We start from the raw sequence: 18,293 nt of genomic DNA on the forward strand, positions 1-18,293 counted from the left end.
ATTCCTCTCTATTCTTTTCTATTTGGGGATTTAAGTTCCCACTAGGACGCCATCAGCGAATAAGTCATGCAAACACGCTCTCGCTCCGAGTTCATCGCAACGGTGCATAAGGTCGCAAAATACGCGACCTAAACACCGACATCTCACACGGGTTTGCATGTACTTTCCCGCTTCCGTCGCCACATACTTTAACTAAATTTACTGTAAAAAAAATTCAAGTCGACGTTCGTAAAGTTATCGTTTCTATAAACTTACTTTAAATTGTCTCAAGATCTGCCATCCAGATGTTTCGGGATGCATCACTCGGCATGCGCAGATCGCCTCTCGGGGAAACTGCAACAGAACCAACCTTCGGTCCGTCCGGCAGGCAGGAACGCTTAAACTGCTGTGCAAAGAAACGGCGGTAGAACACGTTAAGCCACTTCCTGATGAAGTCTGCCTCGTACTCTCCTGCAAATGCACGAAGCGCCATATGATAGATCTTCGACGGCATGTAGCCGAAACGAAGCACATAATAAAGGAAGAAATCGTGAAGCTCATACGGTCCGACGAGATCTTCCGTCTTCTGGGAAATCACGCCATCCTCCGGCGGGAGAAGCTCCGGGCTTACCGGAGTGTCGAGGACATCGAGAAGCACATCCCGAAGTTCTTTTTCCCCACAGGTGTCTGCGAAGTAACGCACAAGATGGCGCACAAGCGTCTTCGGAACGGAAGCGTTGACTCCATACATCGACATGTGATCTCCGTTGTAAGTTGCCCATCCGAGTGCAAGCTCGGACATATCACCGGTACCGATCACGAGACCGCCAACCTGGTTTGCCGTATCCATGAGCACCTGCGTTCTCTCACGCGCCTGTCCGTTCTCGTAAGTCACATCGTGATTTTCCGGATTCTGACCGATATCAGAGAAATGCTGGTTCACCGATGCGCGAATGTCGACCTCTTTTAAGGTCGCTCCGAGTTTTTCCGTCATCCGGCAGGCATTCTGGTACGTTCTGTCCGTCGTTCCAAAACACGGCATCGTCACGGCATGAATCTGATTTCTCGGAATCTCCAGAAGATCAAAGGCACGGGCAGTGACGAGAAGAGCCAGCGTAGAGTCAAGTCCGCCGGAGATTCCGAGCACGACATGCTTTGCTCCGGTGTGCTCCAAACGCTTCTTCAGTCCCATCGCCTGAATCATGAAAATCTCCTCACAGCGACGGCTTCTCTCCGACATATCGGACGGAACAAACGGGCGGCTGTCAATATAGCGCAGCAGTTTTTCCTGCTGGCAGTTCTCCATCTTCTCCGTGTTTAAAGAAAACTCGATCGTCTCATAGCCGGTCTGATCCGGAGCCGGACAGGTCGTTGTCTTTCTGCGCTCCGACTGCAATCTCTCAAGATCGAGATCCGCACTGATCATTCCCGGATGGAAACGCTTGGACTGGGCAAGAATCGTTCCGTTCTCCGCGATGATGTTGTGGCCGCCAAAGACGAGATCCTGAGTCGACTCTCCCTCTCCTGCATTTGCATAAATATATGCAGAAAGAAGGCGGGCGGACTGACCACTGATCAGTTCCCTGCGGTAACTGTCCTTTCCGACAACCTCATCACTCGCAGAACAGTTTGCGATCACAGTCGCTCCCGCAAGCATATGGCGGATGCTCGGCGGGCACGGAACCCAGACATCCTCACAGAGCTCCGATGCAATCACAAGCTCCGGATGTTCCCGGCAGACAAACAACAGATTCGTTCCCATCAAAACTTCCCCATCCTGCCACTTTGTCATCTCCGGAATGTGATTTCCCGGCGTAAAATGACGGCGCTCATAAAATTCTGAATAGTTTGGAAGATTGATCTTCGGAACGACACCGAGAAGACTTCCATCGCAGACCGCCGCTGCTACGTTGTAGAGCTTTCCTCTGTGCATCCACGGAAGTCCCACAAAAATAATCATGTCCAGCCCTTTTGTAAAGGCTACAATCTCCTCAAGTTCTTTTCTTGCACTGCGAATCAGCGCATCCTGCAGAAACAGATCCCCACAGGTATATCCTGTCATACAGAGTTCCGGAAAAACCATCAGACCGACGCCCTGTTCGTGTCCCTTTGAAATCAGCTTACAAATCTCTTCCCGGTTGTGAACCGGATCTGCCACCCGGATTTTGGGAGTGGCTGCCGCTGTACGGAAAAAACCGTCTTTCATATTTTTTTCCTCCTAATATAGTGAGTCGATTATAGCATACTTTCCCGCTTTCTGGTTTACTTTTTGAGAATTATTTTGTACAATAAAGGTAATCTTGTGCCGCTATTCAGAGATTTTATCATTTTCTCTATCAATAAAATGATAAAATGCAAAAGAGAAAGGACGGCACAATTATGGGGAACTGAACTGCAAGGGAGCGAAAAAACATGAAAATTTCTACAAAGGGCCGTTATGCCCTCCGCATGATGATTGAGTTTGGATTAAATCCGGACCAGTGCACAAAGATCAGTCAGGTTGCACAGCGTCAGGGAATCTCTGATAAATATCTCGAACAGATTGTAACACTTCTGCACCGCGCCGGATATGTGCGCAGTATCCGAGGCGCTCAGGGTGGTTATATGCTGACCAAGAAACCGGAAGAATATACCGTCGGCATGATCCTGCGCCAGACAGAGGGAAGCCTCGCGCCGGTTGCCTGCCTCGATGACGACATCAATCAGTGTGAGAAAGCAGACCGCTGTGCGACGCTGACAGTCTGGCAGCAGCTCAAGGATGCGATCGACCAGTGCGTCGACAGTGTGACTCTCGCCGACCTGATTGAGGAGCAGAAGCGCAAGCCGGGATACAATCTGATGTAACACAATAAAACGAATTTCCAATGAAATGAATCTCAATGAAATGAAACAGAGGACTTTCCTAATCCGCACTGAAGGATCAGAATAATCACTTCAATACAGGAATAGGAAGTCCTCTGTTTTTTTACTTTCAAAATTATGGGGATCTTATTTATGCCTGCTCTCCTGTGATCTCCATGCTCTGCATCTCATTGTTCTGGTACAGTTTCTGGAAGGAAATGTTATCCATTGCCTCCTCAGAAATGCTGACGCAGTTATCCGCAATACGGTCAATGTTGTAGAGCAGATTGGAATACTCTTTTGTCAGATTCGATGAGCAGGCATTTTTTTCCACGCGCGATAAATGCGCCTTGTTGTTCTGCTTCTGCAACTTTCGGATGATCTCTTTCTTTTCGTAAACTTTTTCGACGATGTTCTTATCACCGTTTTCAATCGCTTCCATCGCACTCTTAAAGATCATCTCGAGTGTGTCAATCCCTGTCTCAAGTTCTTGGCACGCATCCTGAGAGAAGATTCCGCCCTGGCTCTGGGACAGCTGTGCCACCTCGCCGATCTCCTCACACCGGTCCGCAATGCGGTCCATATTATTGCTGATGTAGAGCAGCCCTGCCGCCTGCTCCGACTGCTGCTGCGTCAGTGTGCCGCTGGAAAACATTTTCACGATATAGCTGCCAATCTGCTCCTGAAGTTTTTTCACCGCATGGTGCATCTCCGTAAAATTCTGATAAGATGTCTGAGGATCGTCCCCCACGAAAGAAAGTTTCATGCTGTCAATCATCTTGACAACAAATTCAGATACTCTCGTGATCTCCTCGGAAGCCAGATACAGCGCTACGGTCGGCTGGGAAATCACGCGGTTCTCGAGATATTTCGGCTCATAGGACTGAAGGCTCTGACGATCCTGTCCCCGCACAAGAAAGGTGACAATCTTTACCATAACCGGAATCAGCGGCAGCCATACCAGTGTGCAGACAACGTTAAACGTCGTATGCGCGTTTGCAATCTGTCTGGAAATCACATCGAGCTCTGCACCCTTCGGGGAAATCAGGCGCACAAATCCTGCAAGCACCGGGATAAAGAAAAGAAAGACGATACTGCCGGTGATATTGAAAATACTGTGTGCAAGTGCCGTTCTCTTTGCATTTTTCGACTGTCCGATCGAGGCGAGAAGTGCCGTGATTGTTGTACCGATGTTGTCTCCGAGAAGAATCGGGATTGCACCGGTCAGACCGATCACACTCGTCACTCCATCCGGTCCGGGCTGGGAAGCAAAGTTCTGAAGAACCGCAATCGTCGCGGAGCTGCTCTGTACCACGAGGGTCATTCCGGCGCCGAGCAACACGCCAAGAATCGGAAGATGCGAAACTTTTCCCATCAGTTCAACGAAAATCGGGCTTCCGGCAAGAGGTTTCATAACTCCACCCATGATCTCAATTCCCTCAAAGAGAAGTCCGAAAGAAAAAATTACCATGCCGATATTTTTAACTTTTTCCTTTTTTCCAATAAAATTCAGCAGAAATCCAATAAAAATAATCGGGTAGATATAGTTGCTGATCTTAAATGCCATCAGCTGTGCCGTCATCGTCGTACCGATATTTGCACCAAAGATAACAGAGATTGCCTGCGGCAGACTCATAAGTCCGGCACTCACAAATCCAATCACCATAACCGTCGTTGCGGAGCTGCTCTGAAGCACAGCCGTGACGAGGGCACCCGCAAGCGCTCCCATAACTGCATTTCTCGTAAGGAAACCAAGAATCTTTTTCATTCCCTCTCCCGCTGCCTTCTGAAGTGCATCGCTCATACTGTTCATTCCGTACAGAAACAGGGCAAGACCGCCGATCAGGCCAAAAAAGATCTTTACATGTTCATTCATCTTCGCTTCTCCTTTGTGAAAACTTTTCCTCTTCTTCAAGTTCTTTCTTTTATGTTCATCATGTTCGTCGAGATAAATATAATCGGTTATGAAGAACCCTTGGTTAAAGCAAAGTTAAATCCATGTAAAATTTTGATCTTTTTCTGCCCTGGTTTGATAAAATTATGTAAAAAAATGACCTGCATACGAAATTCATTAACTGACACTCCAACGGCTAAAGCTCGTTGGGTTCTCATATACATGAACTTCCAAATATGCTCGAAAGTATATAAGACTAATTCGTTTCTATGAGACTTTCATTATCAATCATTGTAATCCTCTCGTATACAGGCCATTTTCCCCGTTAATTTCTTGTTTTATTCCGTTTATTTCTTGTTACTGCAACCTTGACTATTTCTTTCGTTGATCGCTTTTTTAGCCCTCGTGCACCAGGATCTTCTCCGCAAGTGCAGTCTGCTCCTTCGTCGGCGTCGGAACTCCGTCGAGCGGATAGCTGATTCCAAGCTTCTGCCACTTTGCGAGTCCGAGTGTGTGATACGGGAGAACCTCAACTCTCTTTACGGTCTTTAACTCCTTGATCAGATCATCGAGTTCATGCAGTCCCTGCTCGTCATCCGTGATTCCCGGAACAAGGACGTGGCGGATCCACATATCTTTTCCGATCTCGGACAGATATTTTGCCATCTGGACGATGTTTGCATTGTCCCATCCGGTCAGTTCCTTGTGCTTTGCCGGGTCAATCTCCTTGAAATCCAGCATCACGAGATCCGTATTCTTCATCAGCTCATTGAACTTGGAGAAAAACGGCTCTTCCATTGTGAACGGGTTTCCGGCGGTATCCAAAACCGTGTTCACCCCGTGCTGCTTTGCGATCTTGAAGAACTCATTCATAAAATCAATCTGAAGCAGAGGCTCTCCGCCGCTGACGGTGATTCCGCCATCCTTGCCCCAGTAATTCTTGTAACGGTATGCGCGTTTGAAAAGATCCTGCGCCGTCCACTCTTCTCCGCCCTCAAGCGCCCAGGTCTCCGGATTGTGGCAGTACTTGCATCTCATCCGGCATCCCTGTGTGAAAACGACAAAACGGACACCCGGCCCATCCACGAGACCGAAAGTCTCAAGCGAATTGATGTGTCCCACGGTCTTTTCTGATTTCTGCATCATTTCTGTGTTGCTGCTAATCATGTGATATTCCTCCAAAAAATCTATCAGACACAAAACGCCGGTTTCCGGCGGGAAAACTCCCGCCGGAAGCCGGCGCCTGTAAAGGCCGGACGGTCATTCCGTTCCGAATCCTTAATAAAATTACATCGTTGCGTGGCAGGTTCTGGAGATAACATCCATCTGCTGCTCTCTGGTCAGGTCGATGAACTTTACAGCGTAACCAGATACACGGATGGTGAAGTTTGCATACTCCTCCTTCTCCGGATGCTCCATAGCATCGATCAGCTTCTCAGTACCGAATACGTTTACGTTCAGGTGATGAGCGCCCTGATCAAAGTATCCATCCATAACCTGTACCAGGTTATCGATACGCTCCTGCTCGCTGTGGCCCAGTGCGTCCGGGTTGATGGTCTGGGTGTTGGAGATACCATCCAGTGCCCACTCGTACGGCAGCTTAGCTACAGAGTTCAGGGAAGCCAGCAGACCGCTCTGCTCTGCGCCGTAAGACGGGTTAGCACCCGGAGACAGCGGCTCGCCTGCTCTTCTTCCGTCTGGCATGTTACCGGTTGCCTTACCATATACAACGTTAGAAGTAATGGTCAGGATAGAGGTAGTAGCCTCGGAGTTACGATAGGTGTGACGCTTCTTCAGCTTCTCTAAGAAGGTCTTTAACAGCCATACTGCAATATCATCTGCACGGTCATCATCGTTACCGTAACGCGGGAACTCGCCCTCGGTCTCGAAGTCCATGATCATGCCTTCCTCATCACGGATAGCCTTAACCTTAGCGTACTTGATTGCGCTCAGGGAATCTACTACGTGAGAGAATCCAGCGATACCAGTTGCGAAGGTTCTGCGTACATCGGTATCGATCAGAGCCATCTCAGCTGCCTCGTAGTAGTACTTGTCATGCATGTACTGGATCAGGTTCAGGGTATTTACATACAGACCTGCCAGCCAATCCATCATAACGTCGTACTTTCTGATAACCTCATCGTAATCAAGATACTCGGAGGTGATCGGTCTTAACTCCGGACCAACCTGCTCTCTGGTCTTCATGTCGCGTCCGCCGTTCATAGCGTACAGCAGGCACTTAGCCAGGTTTGCACGTGCGCCGAAGAACTGCATCTCTTTACCAGTCTGGGTAGCAGATACGCAGCAGCAGATGGAGTAATCATCGCCCCATACCGGCTTCATAACGTCATCGTTCTCGTACTGAACAGAGCTGCTCTTGATGGAGATGTCAGCTGCATACTTCTTGAAGTTAACCGGCAGCTTGGAGGAGTACAGAACAGTCATGTTCGGCTCCGGGCTCGGTCCCATGTTCTCTAAGGTGTGCAGGAAACGGAAATCGTTCTTGGTTACCATGGAACGACCGTCTACGCCAATACCACCAACTTCCAGGGTTGCCCATACCGGGTCTCCGGAGAACAGCTGGTTGTAGGACGGGATTCTTGCGAACTTAACCATACGGAATTTCATTACCAGATGGTCGATCAGCTCCTGAGCCTGCTCCTCGGTAAGGGTTCCGTTCTCAAGATCTCTCTCGATATAGATATCAAGGAAGGTAGAGATACGGCCAACGCTCATTGCAGCGCCGTTCTGGGTCTTAACAGCTGCCAGGTATCCGAAGTACAGCCACTGAACTGCTTCCTTCGCATTCTTAGCCGGCTGAGAAATGTCATAGCCGTAGGACTCAGCCATAACCTTCATCTCTTTCAGAGCCTTGATCTGCATGGACAGCTCTTCTCTCTGACGGATTACATCATCAACCATGGTGCCATCTCCGCAGTTAGCGAAGTCGTTCTGCTTCTCCTGGATCAGGAAATCGATACCGTACAGAGCTACACGACGGTAGTCGCCTACGATACGTCCACGGCCATAGGTATCCGGAAGTCCGGTAATGATCTTGTTGTGACGAGCTTTCTTCATCTCCGGGGTGTAAGCATCAAATACGCCCTGGTTATGGGTGCGGGTGTACTCGGTGAAGATCTTGTGCAGCTCCGGATCCGGCTCGTAACCGTAGTTCTGGCAAGCCTGCTCAGCCATCTTGATACCGCCGTACGGCATGAATGCTCTCTTTAACGGCTTATCGGTCTGAAGACCAACAACCTGCTCAAGGTCCTTATCAGCCTCGCTGATGTAACCCGGCTTATGGGAGGTGATACCGGAAACGATGTGAGTATCCATATCCAGAACGCCGCCCTTAGCGCGCTCCTCTTTCTGCAGTCCCTGCAGGATTCCCCACAGCTTGTCGGTAGCCTGAGTCGGGCCAGCCAGGAACTTCTCATCACCGTCATACGGCTTATAGTTAGTCTGAATGAAGTCTCTTACATTAACTTCCTCTTTCCAGAGACGGCCATTAAAGCCTTCCCACTGATCAACGTGCATCATAAATGCAGTCCTCCTTAAAAATGTTTAAAAATTCATTGGGTCATTAAGTTATCGTTATTTTGTTCACATTTGACATTCAGTATCATAACATAAATTTTTTAAAACACAAGCGCCTTATTCATAATTTTTCTCATGTTTGTTAGAAAGTACACAACCCTTGTATTTATTGGGATACATGTCCGAATTTTCTCTCAAAACATGCAAATTTCCCGTCTTTTCGAGCATTCTCAAACTGGATTCAGACGGGCTTTTATGCTAAAATGGATACAACTTGTTACATTAAAGGAGGATTTTTCTATGGCACTTCATGTTATGGATGAGGCGAACCGCTGTCTGGGATGTAAAGTTCCCCAGTGTCGAAAAGGATGTCCGATCTCCACTCCGATTCCGGATGTCATCCGTCTTCTCAAAGAAAATAAACTTGACGAAGCCGGCAGAATTCTTTTTGAAAACAACCCTCTGACCACTGTGTGCAGCCTCGTCTGCAACCACGAAAATCAGTGTGAAGGTCACTGTGTTCTCGGTAGAAAGGGCGCTCCGGTCCATTTTTCCACAATTGAGAGCTATATTTCCAGCACCTACGCGTCCAAGATGACCGCCGGTCCAAGCCCGTCAAACGGCATCAAGGCTGCGATCATCGGCTCCGGCCCCGCAGGCCTGACGATCGCAGTCATTCTCTCCCGCTACGGCTACGATGTCACAATCTTTGAAGGAAAAGATCAGATCGGCGGCGTGCTTCGCTACGGCATCCCGGAATTCCGTCTTCCGAAAACCGTTCTCGATGATTTCAAATACCGCCACATCGATCTCAAAGGCATCAAGTTCCGCCCGAACACCCATATCGGCGGTGCGATCGGTATCGATGATCTCTTCCGCGACGGCTACAAGGCGATTTTCGTCGGCACCGGCGTCTGGAAACCGAATGCCCTCCACATCAAAGGTGAGACTTTCGGAAATGTCCACTTCGGCATCAACTATTTAAATAACCCGGACAGCTACCGTCTCGGAGAGCGCGTCATCGTCATCGGTGCCGGAAATGCCGCTATGGATGTCGCAAGAACCGCGCTCCGCAAGGGAGTCCGCGAGCTGACCTGTTTCTCAATCACGAAGGAAGTCGCCGCAAGCAAACACGAATTCAGCTATGCACAGCTCGAGGGCGTCCAGTTCGAGTTCAACAAGAAACCAGTTGAGATCAAAGACAACGGCGTGATCTTCGAGGATGTCGAGGAAGCGGAAGATGGCACGCTGACCGTCATTCCGGGGACAGAGACTTTCTACCCGGCAGACAGCACCATCATCTCGATCAGCCAGGGACCGCAGAACCGAATCGTCACCACGACGACCGGTCTTGACGCAGACCGCCGCGGTCTTCTCGTCGCAGATGAGACCGGCCACACGACCCGCCCGGGAATCTTTGCCTCCGGCGATGTCGTAAACGGCGCCCGCACTGTCGTCGAGGCAGTTGCCCACTCCAAGGTTGTCGCAGAATCCATGCACCGCTATATGCAAAACCTCGTTCACGGTGAGACTCCGGAAGAGGCCTTTGCCGACAGCGAGGGGGACAAGCCGGAAACAACGCCGGCAGATGCAACCGCAACTACAAACTAGCAGCCATACATCCATGCATCTGAAAAACATCTGAAAAATTGAATCCAAAAAGAGCGATGGAAGAAAATGAGTTTGTCTTCTCACTTTATTCTTCCCATCGCTCTTTCTTTTATTCTTGTTTGATTCTTGTCTGATTCATAATTTTACTGTGGCTCTGCTGTAGTTTTACTGTGGCTTTGCCTCATTGAGCTGTTCCTTCACAAAATCCGGAACCTGATCTCTCGGGAACTGTACATCATACTCGAGAGTCTCTCCATTCTCTACCATCGTGACATCTATATTGAGGTCTGAACTCTGATAGAAACGGTTGTAATAAAGCATTCTCGGCTCTGTCATCACATTCCGAAGCTCGTCAATCTGTTTCGGATCTGTGATCGTGATCGTCCGGTACTTATCTCCCCGGTAACCGTAAATCTGCACGGAACGAATGTCTGCCTGTGCGTATTTCGAGTCAATCTCGGCTCCCTGCGCCTTCAGCAGTGCAATCGTCTTCGTAAAGGATGGATAAACCGGATAGTAATTCATATCTGTAAAGTCGTCATATCTCCAGTAGCGAGAAGGATTTGTTTCCTGCTCGCGGTTTCTGCGCTCCTGCCACTCCAGACTCTCGCGCTCCGGCTCTGTCACGAAACGGATCAGGCCAATCGGCGCTTCTTTCTCAAGACGCTCAAGTGTCATAGCGGAGAACTCATCCTGATAAGCCTCAAGAAGTTCTTTTTTCTGTGTATCCGTCAGACCGGAAAGTTTTGTCTCCATCGTTCTTTCCCTGCGGAAATAAACCGAATCCACATTTTCTGCGCTCTGCGCAAGAAGCGGGAAGTTCGCTTTCTGGAATTCCTCATCTGCAAACAGACGATTCACCGCCCCGGAGACAGAATCCAAATCAATGTAATACTGACGATACACCTTGCGTCCGCTCTTTAACTCATAGGAAATCATTACCTGATAAATCGATTTTGCGCTGTTCTCATCAAAATAATCTACCTGTGCTCCATCATAAACCGCTCCGCCAGAGGAGAGATTCTGCGGTGTCTGCTCCACACCGGCAGTTGCAAGTGCAAGAAGATTTTCCACGTCCGTGCTGTGCATCTGACTAAGAACTGCCTTTGAAGTATTCTCAGCATTATAAATCCAGCTTCCGTCTTCCTTCTGCTCAAATGTCCCGTAATCCACCCATCCGTTGAGTTCTCTCATCCAGACAGCTCCCGATTTCACCTTACCTGCCGACGGCAGATAGCGGTCATATCCAAATGTGTCATAGCGGAATGCAAAGAGCACCGCCACAGCTGCGAGAAGGCAGGCAACCAGCTGCCCACGATTTTTAAAGAGCTGGCGGAAATCAAAATGATAGATAATCTCGATCACGCAGTGTGCGAGAACAACTCCGCAGATCACTCCGAAAACTGCCCAGCCGGTTGATTTCCGAAACTCCCAGAACATCAGCGCCAGACTGAGACCGGCAAGAACCGCAATCGGAATCCGAATAACCGGACAGCTCACAGAAAATGCCATCGCCTTTCCGCTTGCTTCCGACGGGCGTTTGCGGTAGAGCCAAAGACTGAATCCGGTCAGCAGGGCGGATACTGCCCACGCCGCTGCAACGCCTCCGGTGATCGCATGACCCGACTGATATTTTTCAATCTGCATCATATATTCCAGAATCGGAGAAATTCTCCGGCTCGCCTCGAATGCCTGCTCTCCCATGTCATATGCATAAGTCTGGAAAAATGTGGAAAAATATCCCTGGATGATCATCGATACACACGGAACAAATCCAGCTAAAACCATGCATCCGAGAATTCCGACAATCAGATTTCCCGTCAACATTGCGGCTGTGATCACTGTCGTGTAAATCAGCATAAAATACGTCATGTGAAGTCCGAAAGAGGACACTGCCACCGGAACAATCACCGGGGACTCCACTCCATTTCCGATTGCGATGATGACTCCAAGTACAAGAGAAATTGCATATGGAAGCGCCAGAATCACAATCCCATCCACAAAATTCACTGCATAAAAGATCTCACGGCGCACCGGAAGGCTGTGATAGAAATCCACCTTGCTGCGCGAATTCAGGTATGAAAAACCGCTGAGTCCGCAGACAAGCCCAGCCACCGCCATCACTAAAACCATCGCGCCATTTTCAAAAGACAGCCAGATCTGCATCTGATCCCGATACCACAACAGCCCCTGCTCATAAACCGGGTAATCCTGAATCTCTCCCGCAAGAAAGGCCGCCGTCACCGGATAAAGGAAAAAGAATCCGATTCCGATCAGGGCAAGTGCCCAGATCCGGCTTCTCAAATCTTCTTTCATCAGCTTAAAAAATAAGTTTTTTGACGTCATAACCGACTACCTCCGTTTCACTGATAAAGATTTCCTCAAGGGAAAGTGGAATGGTCTCATAGAAAACCGGATCTGCTTTCTGCATCACAAACTCCACATGACTCAAATCCCCTCTCACCGTCAGCGTCATCAGTTTTCCTCTCTGCTCGGTCTTTAAAATCTCAAGTCCAAGCTCTGCAAGATCTGATGGCTTCATACCATCGCGGAGCACGCACTGTACTTTGTGGATGTTCATCTTCATCTCATCGAGATCCCTGCTTAAAAGAATTCCGCCCTTGTGTAAAAGTCCCACATGATCGCAGATGTCCTCGAGCTCGCGCAGGTTGTGCGAAGCAATGATCGGAGTCAGATTTCTCTCCTCCATATCACTTGCAAAAATGCTCTTGACTGCCTGGCGCATCACCGGGTCAAGCCCATCAAATGTCTCATCACAGAACAGATACTCGGTTCCGGCACAGACTCCGCAGATCACGGAAACCTGCTTCTTCATTCCCTTTGAGAACGTGTTGATCTTCCGCTTCTCATCCAGACCAAAGCTCTTCATCAGAGAGTGAAAACGCGTCTCATCAAAATTCGGATACACAATCCGGTAATACCGCATCATATCTAACGGAGTCGCATTTGCAAAGAAATGCTGATCGTCCGAAATATAAAAGAACTTTCGCTTTGCCTCGGGATTCTCAAACACATTCATCCCGTCGATCGTGATGCTTCCCTCATCAGGTCTCAGCACTCCTGCCATCATCCTGATAAAGGTACTTTTTCCCGCACCGTTCGTTCCGATCAGGCCAAAGACACTGCCTTCCCGGATCGTCGCATTGATATGGTCAACTGCCATGATTCCGTCAAATCTTTTTGTGAGATTTACTGCTTCAATCATACGTTCTTTTCCTCCCCCTTCTGATTTTCTTTTTGCGAATCTTCTGATTCTTCTAAATCTTCTGAAAGTTCCGAATGATCACTTGCGTAGCGATCGTACACTTCACCGGCTGTCTCAAGAAATTCTTGCCGGCTGATTCCGATCTTTCTTGCCTCCTGGGCGAGCCCTTCCATCTTTCTCGCAAGTTCCTGCCCTCTGGCATTGCGGAGCTTTCGGATACTCCCGACGAAACTCCCCCGCCCTTTCACGGTGTAAATAAATCCGTTTCGCTCTAGTTCCCCGTAAGCTCGCTGTATTGTGTTCGGGTTGATTGAGAGTTCCATCGCCAGACTTCTGACTGAGGGCATCTGGCTGTCCTCCTCAAGCACTCCCAGCAGCATGAGCTCCTGCAGCTTCTCTGCAACCTGTTCATAGATCGGACGGCTGTCTTTATAATCCAGCAAAATCATCCGCCTCACTCCTTTCGGTTTTCCATTTTGATTTTGCTTCTAATTCGATTTTTCTTTTCATGTTTCGGTGGTTCTTCCTGTGTCCTTTTCCTTTGTTTTGGGTTTTCGTTTGTCTAGTTTTCGCTTGTTGAATTTTTCTTGCCTGTATCTAAGTGTACTATGTCTCTTAATACACTTATATCACACTGGATCCGAAATAGCAAGTGACAGATTTCTTACGTTTTTATGACGCTTCACCTAAGAGAATAAGATCTTCATCCACTGACATATTAACGCAACGCCGTAAGGCAGATACGATTTATGCAAACCCGTTTGAAGCGTTGGTGCTTAGGTCGCGTATTTTGCGACCTTATGCACCGCTACGCTGAAACTCGGAGCGAGAGCGTGTTTGCATGAATGTAGTCTGCCGTCGGCGCCTTAATTAATTCATCTGCTCATCATTGACACTGACTTTTGGGAATGATATGATAGAATCCGATTGCAATCCGATTATTTTTGTAGGATTTAAAAAACAGAAATCAAGAACTGACCCCATAGAATAATCCAGTGCCGGATCAAATGTAAGTAAACTCAGAACTGACACTGAAAAAGAGAAAGAAAAAGAGAAAAAGAAAGAGGAACGATTCACTATGCTTAATCAATTTTCAAGAACCGAACTCCTGTTGGGAAAAGACAATATGGAGCGCCTGAAAAATGCCCGCGTTGCCGTATTCGGAATCGGCGGAGTCGGCGGATACACCGTTGAGGCACTTGCCCGCACCGGTGTCGGTACCCTGATCCTGATCGACGATGACAAGGTCTGCTTAACAAACATCAACCGTCAGATTCTCGCAACGAGAAAAACCGTCGGCAGACAGAAAATCGAAGTTGCCAAGGAGAGAATCCTTGAGATCAACCCGGATGCACAGGTCATCACCCACCAGACTTTCTACACACCGGAGACCGCCGATCAGTTTGATTTCACCCAGTATGACTATGTGGTTGACGCGATCGATACCGTGACCGGAAAGATCCAGCTCGTCTGTCAGGCACAGGCGGCAGGCACCCCGATTATCAGCTGCATGGGCGCAGGAAACAAGATGGATCCGACTGCATTTAAAGTAGCTGACATCTACAAGACTTCCGTCTGCCCGCTCGCACGCGTGATGCGCCGTGAGTTAAAGAAGCGCGGAATCAAGAAACTCAAGGTTGTCTACTCGGAGGAAAAGGCACTGACCCCGATCGACGACATGGCAATCAGCTGCCGTTCCCACTGCATCTGCCCGCCGGGAACCGTCCGCAAGTGCACGGCCCGCCGCCAGGTTCCGGGAAGCAATGCGTTTGTTCCGTCCGTTGCCGGTCTGATCATCGCCGGAGAGGTCATCAAAGATCTGACGAACCCGACCGAATGGGCACAGGCAAAATAAAACTATTTAGGAATCACTGAAAAACGAAATACAAAACAAAAAATTCGTAACTGCCTTCCATCATATCCCATTATTTGGAAAACCGGAAAGCCGTTACGAATTTTTCTTTTTACTTTAACGTTATCGTATTTATTTATTTTTATCTTATGTTCATCTTATTTTTTCTCATCGTACCAGTCTAAGAAACGATGTGTCTGACCATCCTTCTTATACGCGATGACGGTGTTTAAATTTACATTCTCCACACTCTTGAAAATATTGCTCTCAATAAACGGGTTGATCTTCTTTAAATCGCGGATCAGGTTCTTGATCTCCATACGCTTTGACACGGTGCGTCCGTTCGGATCACAGGTCGTACAGGTGTCCGTGAAGTGGCACGCACACTGGATGAAGCGCAGATCATTGTAATCGCGCCAGCGCTTGATGTCGTCCTCGCGGATCAGGTAGAGCGGGCGGATCAGCTCCATGCCCTCAAAGTTTGTACTGTGCAGTTTCGGCATCATTGTCTGCACCTGACCGCCATACATCATTCCCATCAGAATCGTCTCAATCACATCGTCATAGTGGTGACCGAGCGCAATCTTGTTGCATCCGAGTTCCTGGGCCTTGTGGTAGAGATAGCCGCGGCGCATGCGGGCGCACAGATAACACGGGGATTTCTCCACGCTGTAAACTGCATCAAAAATCTCCGTCTCAAAGATTGTCACCGGAATTCCCATCAGCTCTGCATTGTGCTCAATAACCTTACGGTTTGCCTCACTGTATCCCGGATCCATCACAAGGAAGACCAGCTCAAACGGGAACTTGTTGTGACGGCGCAGTTCCTGAAACAGTTTTGCCATCAGCATCGAGTCCTTTCCACCGGAGATGCAGACTGCAATTTTATCGCCCTCTTTTACAAGCTCATATTCGTTGATCGCCTTGGCAAAACGGCTGAACAGCTCCTTGTGGAAACGCTTGCGAATGCTCTTCTCGATGTTCGCACGGCGTTCCTCCATATCGTCCTCCGCTGCCATCTGCTTCAAGATCCATCCGGAATATCCCTCATCAAGACTGTACGCGTCATAGCCGAGTGCATCAAGCTCCTCCGCGAGATCCACACTGATCACACCGCGGATACAATAGAGAATGATTTTCTTTTCCTTGTCAAGAAGCTCCGGATGAAGGCGAACCTCCTCCATATCCATGTGAACCGCTCCCGGAATGAAACCGTGCTGGTACGCATCCTCATCGCGGATGTCAATCAGCTGATAGCTTCCCTTCTCCAATTTGTTTAATTCTTCAATCGATAATACCATCTTTTCCTCTTTCTTATCCATCAAATATGCCAACCACATTCTGTTGATAAACATTTATCCCTGCAAAGCATTTCAGGCTTCACAGGGCGCAATTTTCAATTTCCCATAAAATAAAAAAGAATCCTGCTCGCAGGATTCTCCGCCTGCGGCGGGTTGTTTCTACAACATCATTCACTACCGCCGCAGTGCGATCCATGCGGAGCATTTTTGTATGATAGGACGCAATTTCCTATCATACAAAAAAATACAGAAAAGTCTGCGAAAATGCAGACTTCCTGTATTGTAAACCAAATCATTTCCTTTTGTCAATAAGCCCCGGCAGCGTGCAGAAAAAAGCACCGAAAAAGTTATGACTCGCTCATTTTCCTGCCTATCTGCTCAAAAATGAGACAAATTCGAGATGGCGATCCATGGCCTCCCCGATTTTTCCGATGACTTTTCCCATCGTAAATGCCGCAAGCACCGTGCCAATTCCAAGTCCGTCAATCCGGCCGAGCACCGCAAATGTCAGAATTGCAGTGACTGCCAGGCAGCACACATCAAACGTCACTTTTACGCGGGAATACAGGATCTTTGTGATCGCAGAAACCTCTCGCGGAAACAAATCTGTCGGAACGATCGGCATCTTGCATCTGTTTGAGAGCGCAATTCCGACGCAGAGTGTCAGATAGCTGATCACAAAATAGGCAACTCTCAGCGCCATCGTCTGCGGAAGCAGATCAATCCATGACTTATGAATGTCCACAAAAATTCCAAAAAAGAATCCCACAACAAAGCTGAACAGATACTGCGGGACAAATTTTTTCCGCATGATCAGCAGACTCAGAACCAGAATTCCCTGAAAGATGTAAGTCCATGTTCCGAGTGTGAAGAACGGAAGCACTTTAGAAAATGCATACGGCACACTCGAAATTGCGGAGATTCCGGATCCGGAGTGAAGCATCAGCACCACACCAAAACTGTTGATCAGCACAATGACGAGAAGTGCGAGTTCTCCGCGCAGGACGAGTTTTTGCTCTCCCTGATGATTCTGTTCTGCTTTTAAACTTGATTCCATTTTTCTTTATCCTTCTTTCTGTCTCTTCCCCCGGAAAAGAAAGCGTGTTGCAGGATTCTTTTTCTCAATACAAAAATTAAATGCTACTTGATTGTGATACGGCCCTGTCCCGACGGATTTGCATACTCTGCCCCGACATTTCCGCCAAGATAGGTATTGATATAGTCGGACAGCACATCCACGTCGACCATAACTTCATCTTTCAGAATTTTCGCACCAGCAAACATCGTCATTCCGTCTCCCGCGGACTTGAGCATGTAGTTGTGCGAGGAAACCGTGTATGTCCGGTTCAGATCAAGCGGCTCGCCGTTTACCTTCACATCCGTCACACGGTAAGCACCGGATACTCCAAGGAAATTGCCCTTGTCATCGAGTTTCACGCTCGACGGAACGGAAGTATCGATTGTGTAAGTCACGCCGGATACCTGAAGGAAACCACCACTCTCTTCCGGAGCATTCTTCGATGCCATCTCAAGAGCATCTTTGAGCTGCTGTCCGGTAATCTCAACGAGACAGATCATATTTCCATACGGAAAAACTGCAAGCGTATCTTCGTAAGTGATATTTCCGGCTGCAATGGAACTGCGGATTCCGCCTCCATTGCTCAGTCCGATGTCTGCGCCAAGCTCATAGCGGTAAGCATCTGCGGTCAGATCACCGAGGTTCGTCTCAGCGTTGCGGACTGCTCTCGCGCCGGTCTCCGGATTCTTGTCCGTCAGATCGACATCCGTATGTCCAAGCACCGTCTTTAAGCTCTCCTGATAGACTGCCTGAATCGACTTGATATACGCATCGGTCTGTGCATCCACTGCCTTGCCGTCCTCATTTACGACAGCACTGCCCGGAATCGTCAGCGTCATGCCTGTGCGAAGCAGGTTCTTGTTGCGGATCTTGTCGCGGTTTGCGTTGTAGATCTCTCTCCAGCGGGATGCGGATCCAAGCTGCTTCTTTGCAATCCTGCTCAGGTTGTCACCTGCCTTTACCGTGTAGGTAGA

Annotated in this window: 13 protein-coding genes; 3 read left to right on the forward strand and 10 right to left on the reverse strand. The window is 48.6% G+C overall.

Going from position 1 to position 18,293, the window contains the following annotated elements:
- Positions 1-256: 256 nt before the first annotated feature.
- The gene (locus ACR0QE_RS10735; RefSeq protein ID WP_432628350.1) at positions 257-2,185 is read right to left on the reverse strand and encodes an NAD(+) synthase; all 1,929 of its coding nucleotides are present in this window, start codon (positions 2,183-2,185) and stop codon (positions 257-259) included.
- Between the two features lie 206 nt (positions 2,186-2,391).
- Here ACR0QE_RS10735 and ACR0QE_RS10740 point away from each other — a divergent pair, with 206 nt between their 5' ends.
- Positions 2,392-2,823 carry an RrF2 family transcriptional regulator gene (locus ACR0QE_RS10740; RefSeq protein WP_177976935.1) on the forward strand — a complete coding sequence of 144 codons (432 nt, stop codon included), beginning with the start codon at positions 2,392-2,394 and terminating at the stop codon, positions 2,821-2,823.
- A gap of 148 nt (positions 2,824-2,971) precedes the next feature.
- Here the strand turns inward: ACR0QE_RS10740 and ACR0QE_RS10745 are convergent, their stop codons facing one another.
- From ACR0QE_RS10745 to pflB, 3 genes are all read right to left on the reverse strand, one after another.
- Positions 2,972-4,696: a Na/Pi cotransporter family protein gene (locus ACR0QE_RS10745; protein WP_432628351.1), complete on the reverse strand. Its 1,725-nt coding sequence runs from the start codon at positions 4,694-4,696 to the stop codon at positions 2,972-2,974.
- 414 nt (positions 4,697-5,110) lie between these two features.
- Positions 5,111-5,881: a pyruvate formate-lyase-activating protein gene (gene pflA / locus ACR0QE_RS10750; protein WP_432628352.1), complete on the reverse strand. Its 771-nt coding sequence runs from the start codon at positions 5,879-5,881 to the stop codon at positions 5,111-5,113.
- 120 nt (positions 5,882-6,001) lie between these two features.
- Positions 6,002-8,254 (reverse strand): formate C-acetyltransferase, encoded by a 2,253-nt coding sequence (pflB, locus tag ACR0QE_RS10755; RefSeq protein WP_432628353.1) that lies wholly within the window; start codon positions 8,252-8,254, stop codon positions 6,002-6,004.
- A 297-nt stretch (positions 8,255-8,551) separates the two neighbouring features.
- Between pflB and ACR0QE_RS10760 the strand changes: the two genes are divergently transcribed.
- On the forward strand, positions 8,552-9,862 hold the full coding sequence (locus ACR0QE_RS10760; RefSeq protein WP_432628354.1) for an NAD(P)-dependent oxidoreductase: 1,311 nt from the start codon (positions 8,552-8,554) through the stop codon (positions 9,860-9,862).
- Between the two features lie 165 nt (positions 9,863-10,027).
- Here the strand turns inward: ACR0QE_RS10760 and ACR0QE_RS10765 are convergent, their stop codons facing one another.
- From ACR0QE_RS10765 to ACR0QE_RS10775, 3 genes are read right to left on the reverse strand one after another with little or no spacing between them, the layout of a single operon-like run.
- Positions 10,028-12,208 (reverse strand): DUF6449 domain-containing protein, encoded by a 2,181-nt coding sequence (locus tag ACR0QE_RS10765; RefSeq protein WP_432628355.1) that lies wholly within the window; start codon positions 12,206-12,208, stop codon positions 10,028-10,030.
- A complete protein-coding gene (locus tag ACR0QE_RS10770) occupies positions 12,183-13,088 on the reverse strand; it encodes an ABC transporter ATP-binding protein (protein WP_432628356.1) in 906 nt (301 codons plus the stop codon). Before ACR0QE_RS10770 ends, ACR0QE_RS10765 begins: the two co-directional genes overlap by 26 nt.
- Positions 13,085-13,537 (reverse strand): GntR family transcriptional regulator, encoded by a 453-nt coding sequence (locus ACR0QE_RS10775; RefSeq protein ID WP_432628357.1) that lies wholly within the window; start codon positions 13,535-13,537, stop codon positions 13,085-13,087. Before ACR0QE_RS10775 ends, ACR0QE_RS10770 begins: the two co-directional genes overlap by 4 nt.
- Positions 13,538-14,166: 629 nt before the next feature.
- On the opposite strand from ACR0QE_RS10775, the gene ACR0QE_RS10780 reads away from it, so the two are divergent.
- Positions 14,167-14,943 carry a tRNA threonylcarbamoyladenosine dehydratase gene (locus ACR0QE_RS10780; protein ID WP_432628358.1) on the forward strand — a complete coding sequence of 259 codons (777 nt, stop codon included), beginning with the start codon at positions 14,167-14,169 and terminating at the stop codon, positions 14,941-14,943.
- Between the two features lie 155 nt (positions 14,944-15,098).
- Here ACR0QE_RS10780 and ACR0QE_RS10785 read toward each other — a convergent pair whose 3' ends face one another.
- From ACR0QE_RS10785 to ACR0QE_RS10795, 3 genes are all read right to left on the reverse strand, one after another.
- Positions 15,099-16,241 carry an ATP-binding protein gene (locus ACR0QE_RS10785; protein ID WP_432628359.1) on the reverse strand — a complete coding sequence of 381 codons (1,143 nt, stop codon included), beginning with the start codon at positions 16,239-16,241 and terminating at the stop codon, positions 15,099-15,101.
- 370 nt (positions 16,242-16,611) lie between these two features.
- Positions 16,612-17,298 carry a DUF6198 family protein gene (locus tag ACR0QE_RS10790; RefSeq protein ID WP_432628360.1) on the reverse strand — a complete coding sequence of 229 codons (687 nt, stop codon included), beginning with the start codon at positions 17,296-17,298 and terminating at the stop codon, positions 16,612-16,614.
- Positions 17,299-17,381: 83 nt separating this feature from the next.
- Positions 17,382-18,293, reverse strand: a 912-nt coding sequence (locus ACR0QE_RS10795) for a 5'-nucleotidase C-terminal domain-containing protein (protein WP_432628361.1), incomplete at its 5' end; no start/stop codon positions are given.

Source organism: Brotaphodocola sp., assembly GCF_050873065.1.
GTDB lineage: Bacteria > Bacillota > Clostridia > Lachnospirales > Lachnospiraceae > Brotaphodocola.

Bases quoted from the DNA above. Each gene is read 5' to 3' on its own strand.
- ACR0QE_RS10735 (WP_432628350.1), bottom strand. From the start codon at position 2,185: ATGAAAGACGGTTTTTTCCGTACAGCGGCAGCCACTCCCAAAATCCGG.
- ACR0QE_RS10760 (WP_432628354.1), top strand. From the start codon at position 8,552: ATGGCACTTCATGTTATGGATGAGGCGAACCGCTGTCTGGGATGTAAA.
- ACR0QE_RS10785 (WP_432628359.1), bottom strand. From the start codon at position 16,241: ATGGTATTATCGATTGAAGAATTAAACAAATTGGAGAAGGGAAGCTAT.
- ACR0QE_RS10790 (WP_432628360.1), bottom strand. From the start codon at position 17,298: ATGGAATCAAGTTTAAAAGCAGAACAGAATCATCAGGGAGAGCAAAAA.
- ACR0QE_RS10745 (WP_432628351.1), bottom strand. From the start codon at position 4,696: ATGAATGAACATGTAAAGATCTTTTTTGGCCTGATCGGCGGTCTTGCC.
- ACR0QE_RS10765 (WP_432628355.1), bottom strand. From the start codon at position 12,208: ATGACGTCAAAAAACTTATTTTTTAAGCTGATGAAAGAAGATTTGAGA.
- ACR0QE_RS10775 (WP_432628357.1), bottom strand. From the start codon at position 13,537: ATGATTTTGCTGGATTATAAAGACAGCCGTCCGATCTATGAACAGGTT.
- ACR0QE_RS10740 (WP_177976935.1), top strand. From the start codon at position 2,392: ATGAAAATTTCTACAAAGGGCCGTTATGCCCTCCGCATGATGATTGAG.
- pflA (WP_432628352.1), bottom strand. From the start codon at position 5,881: ATGATTAGCAGCAACACAGAAATGATGCAGAAATCAGAAAAGACCGTG.
- ACR0QE_RS10780 (WP_432628358.1), top strand. From the start codon at position 14,167: ATGCTTAATCAATTTTCAAGAACCGAACTCCTGTTGGGAAAAGACAAT.
- pflB (WP_432628353.1), bottom strand. From the start codon at position 8,254: ATGATGCACGTTGATCAGTGGGAAGGCTTTAATGGCCGTCTCTGGAAA.
- ACR0QE_RS10770 (WP_432628356.1), bottom strand. From the start codon at position 13,088: ATGATTGAAGCAGTAAATCTCACAAAAAGATTTGACGGAATCATGGCA.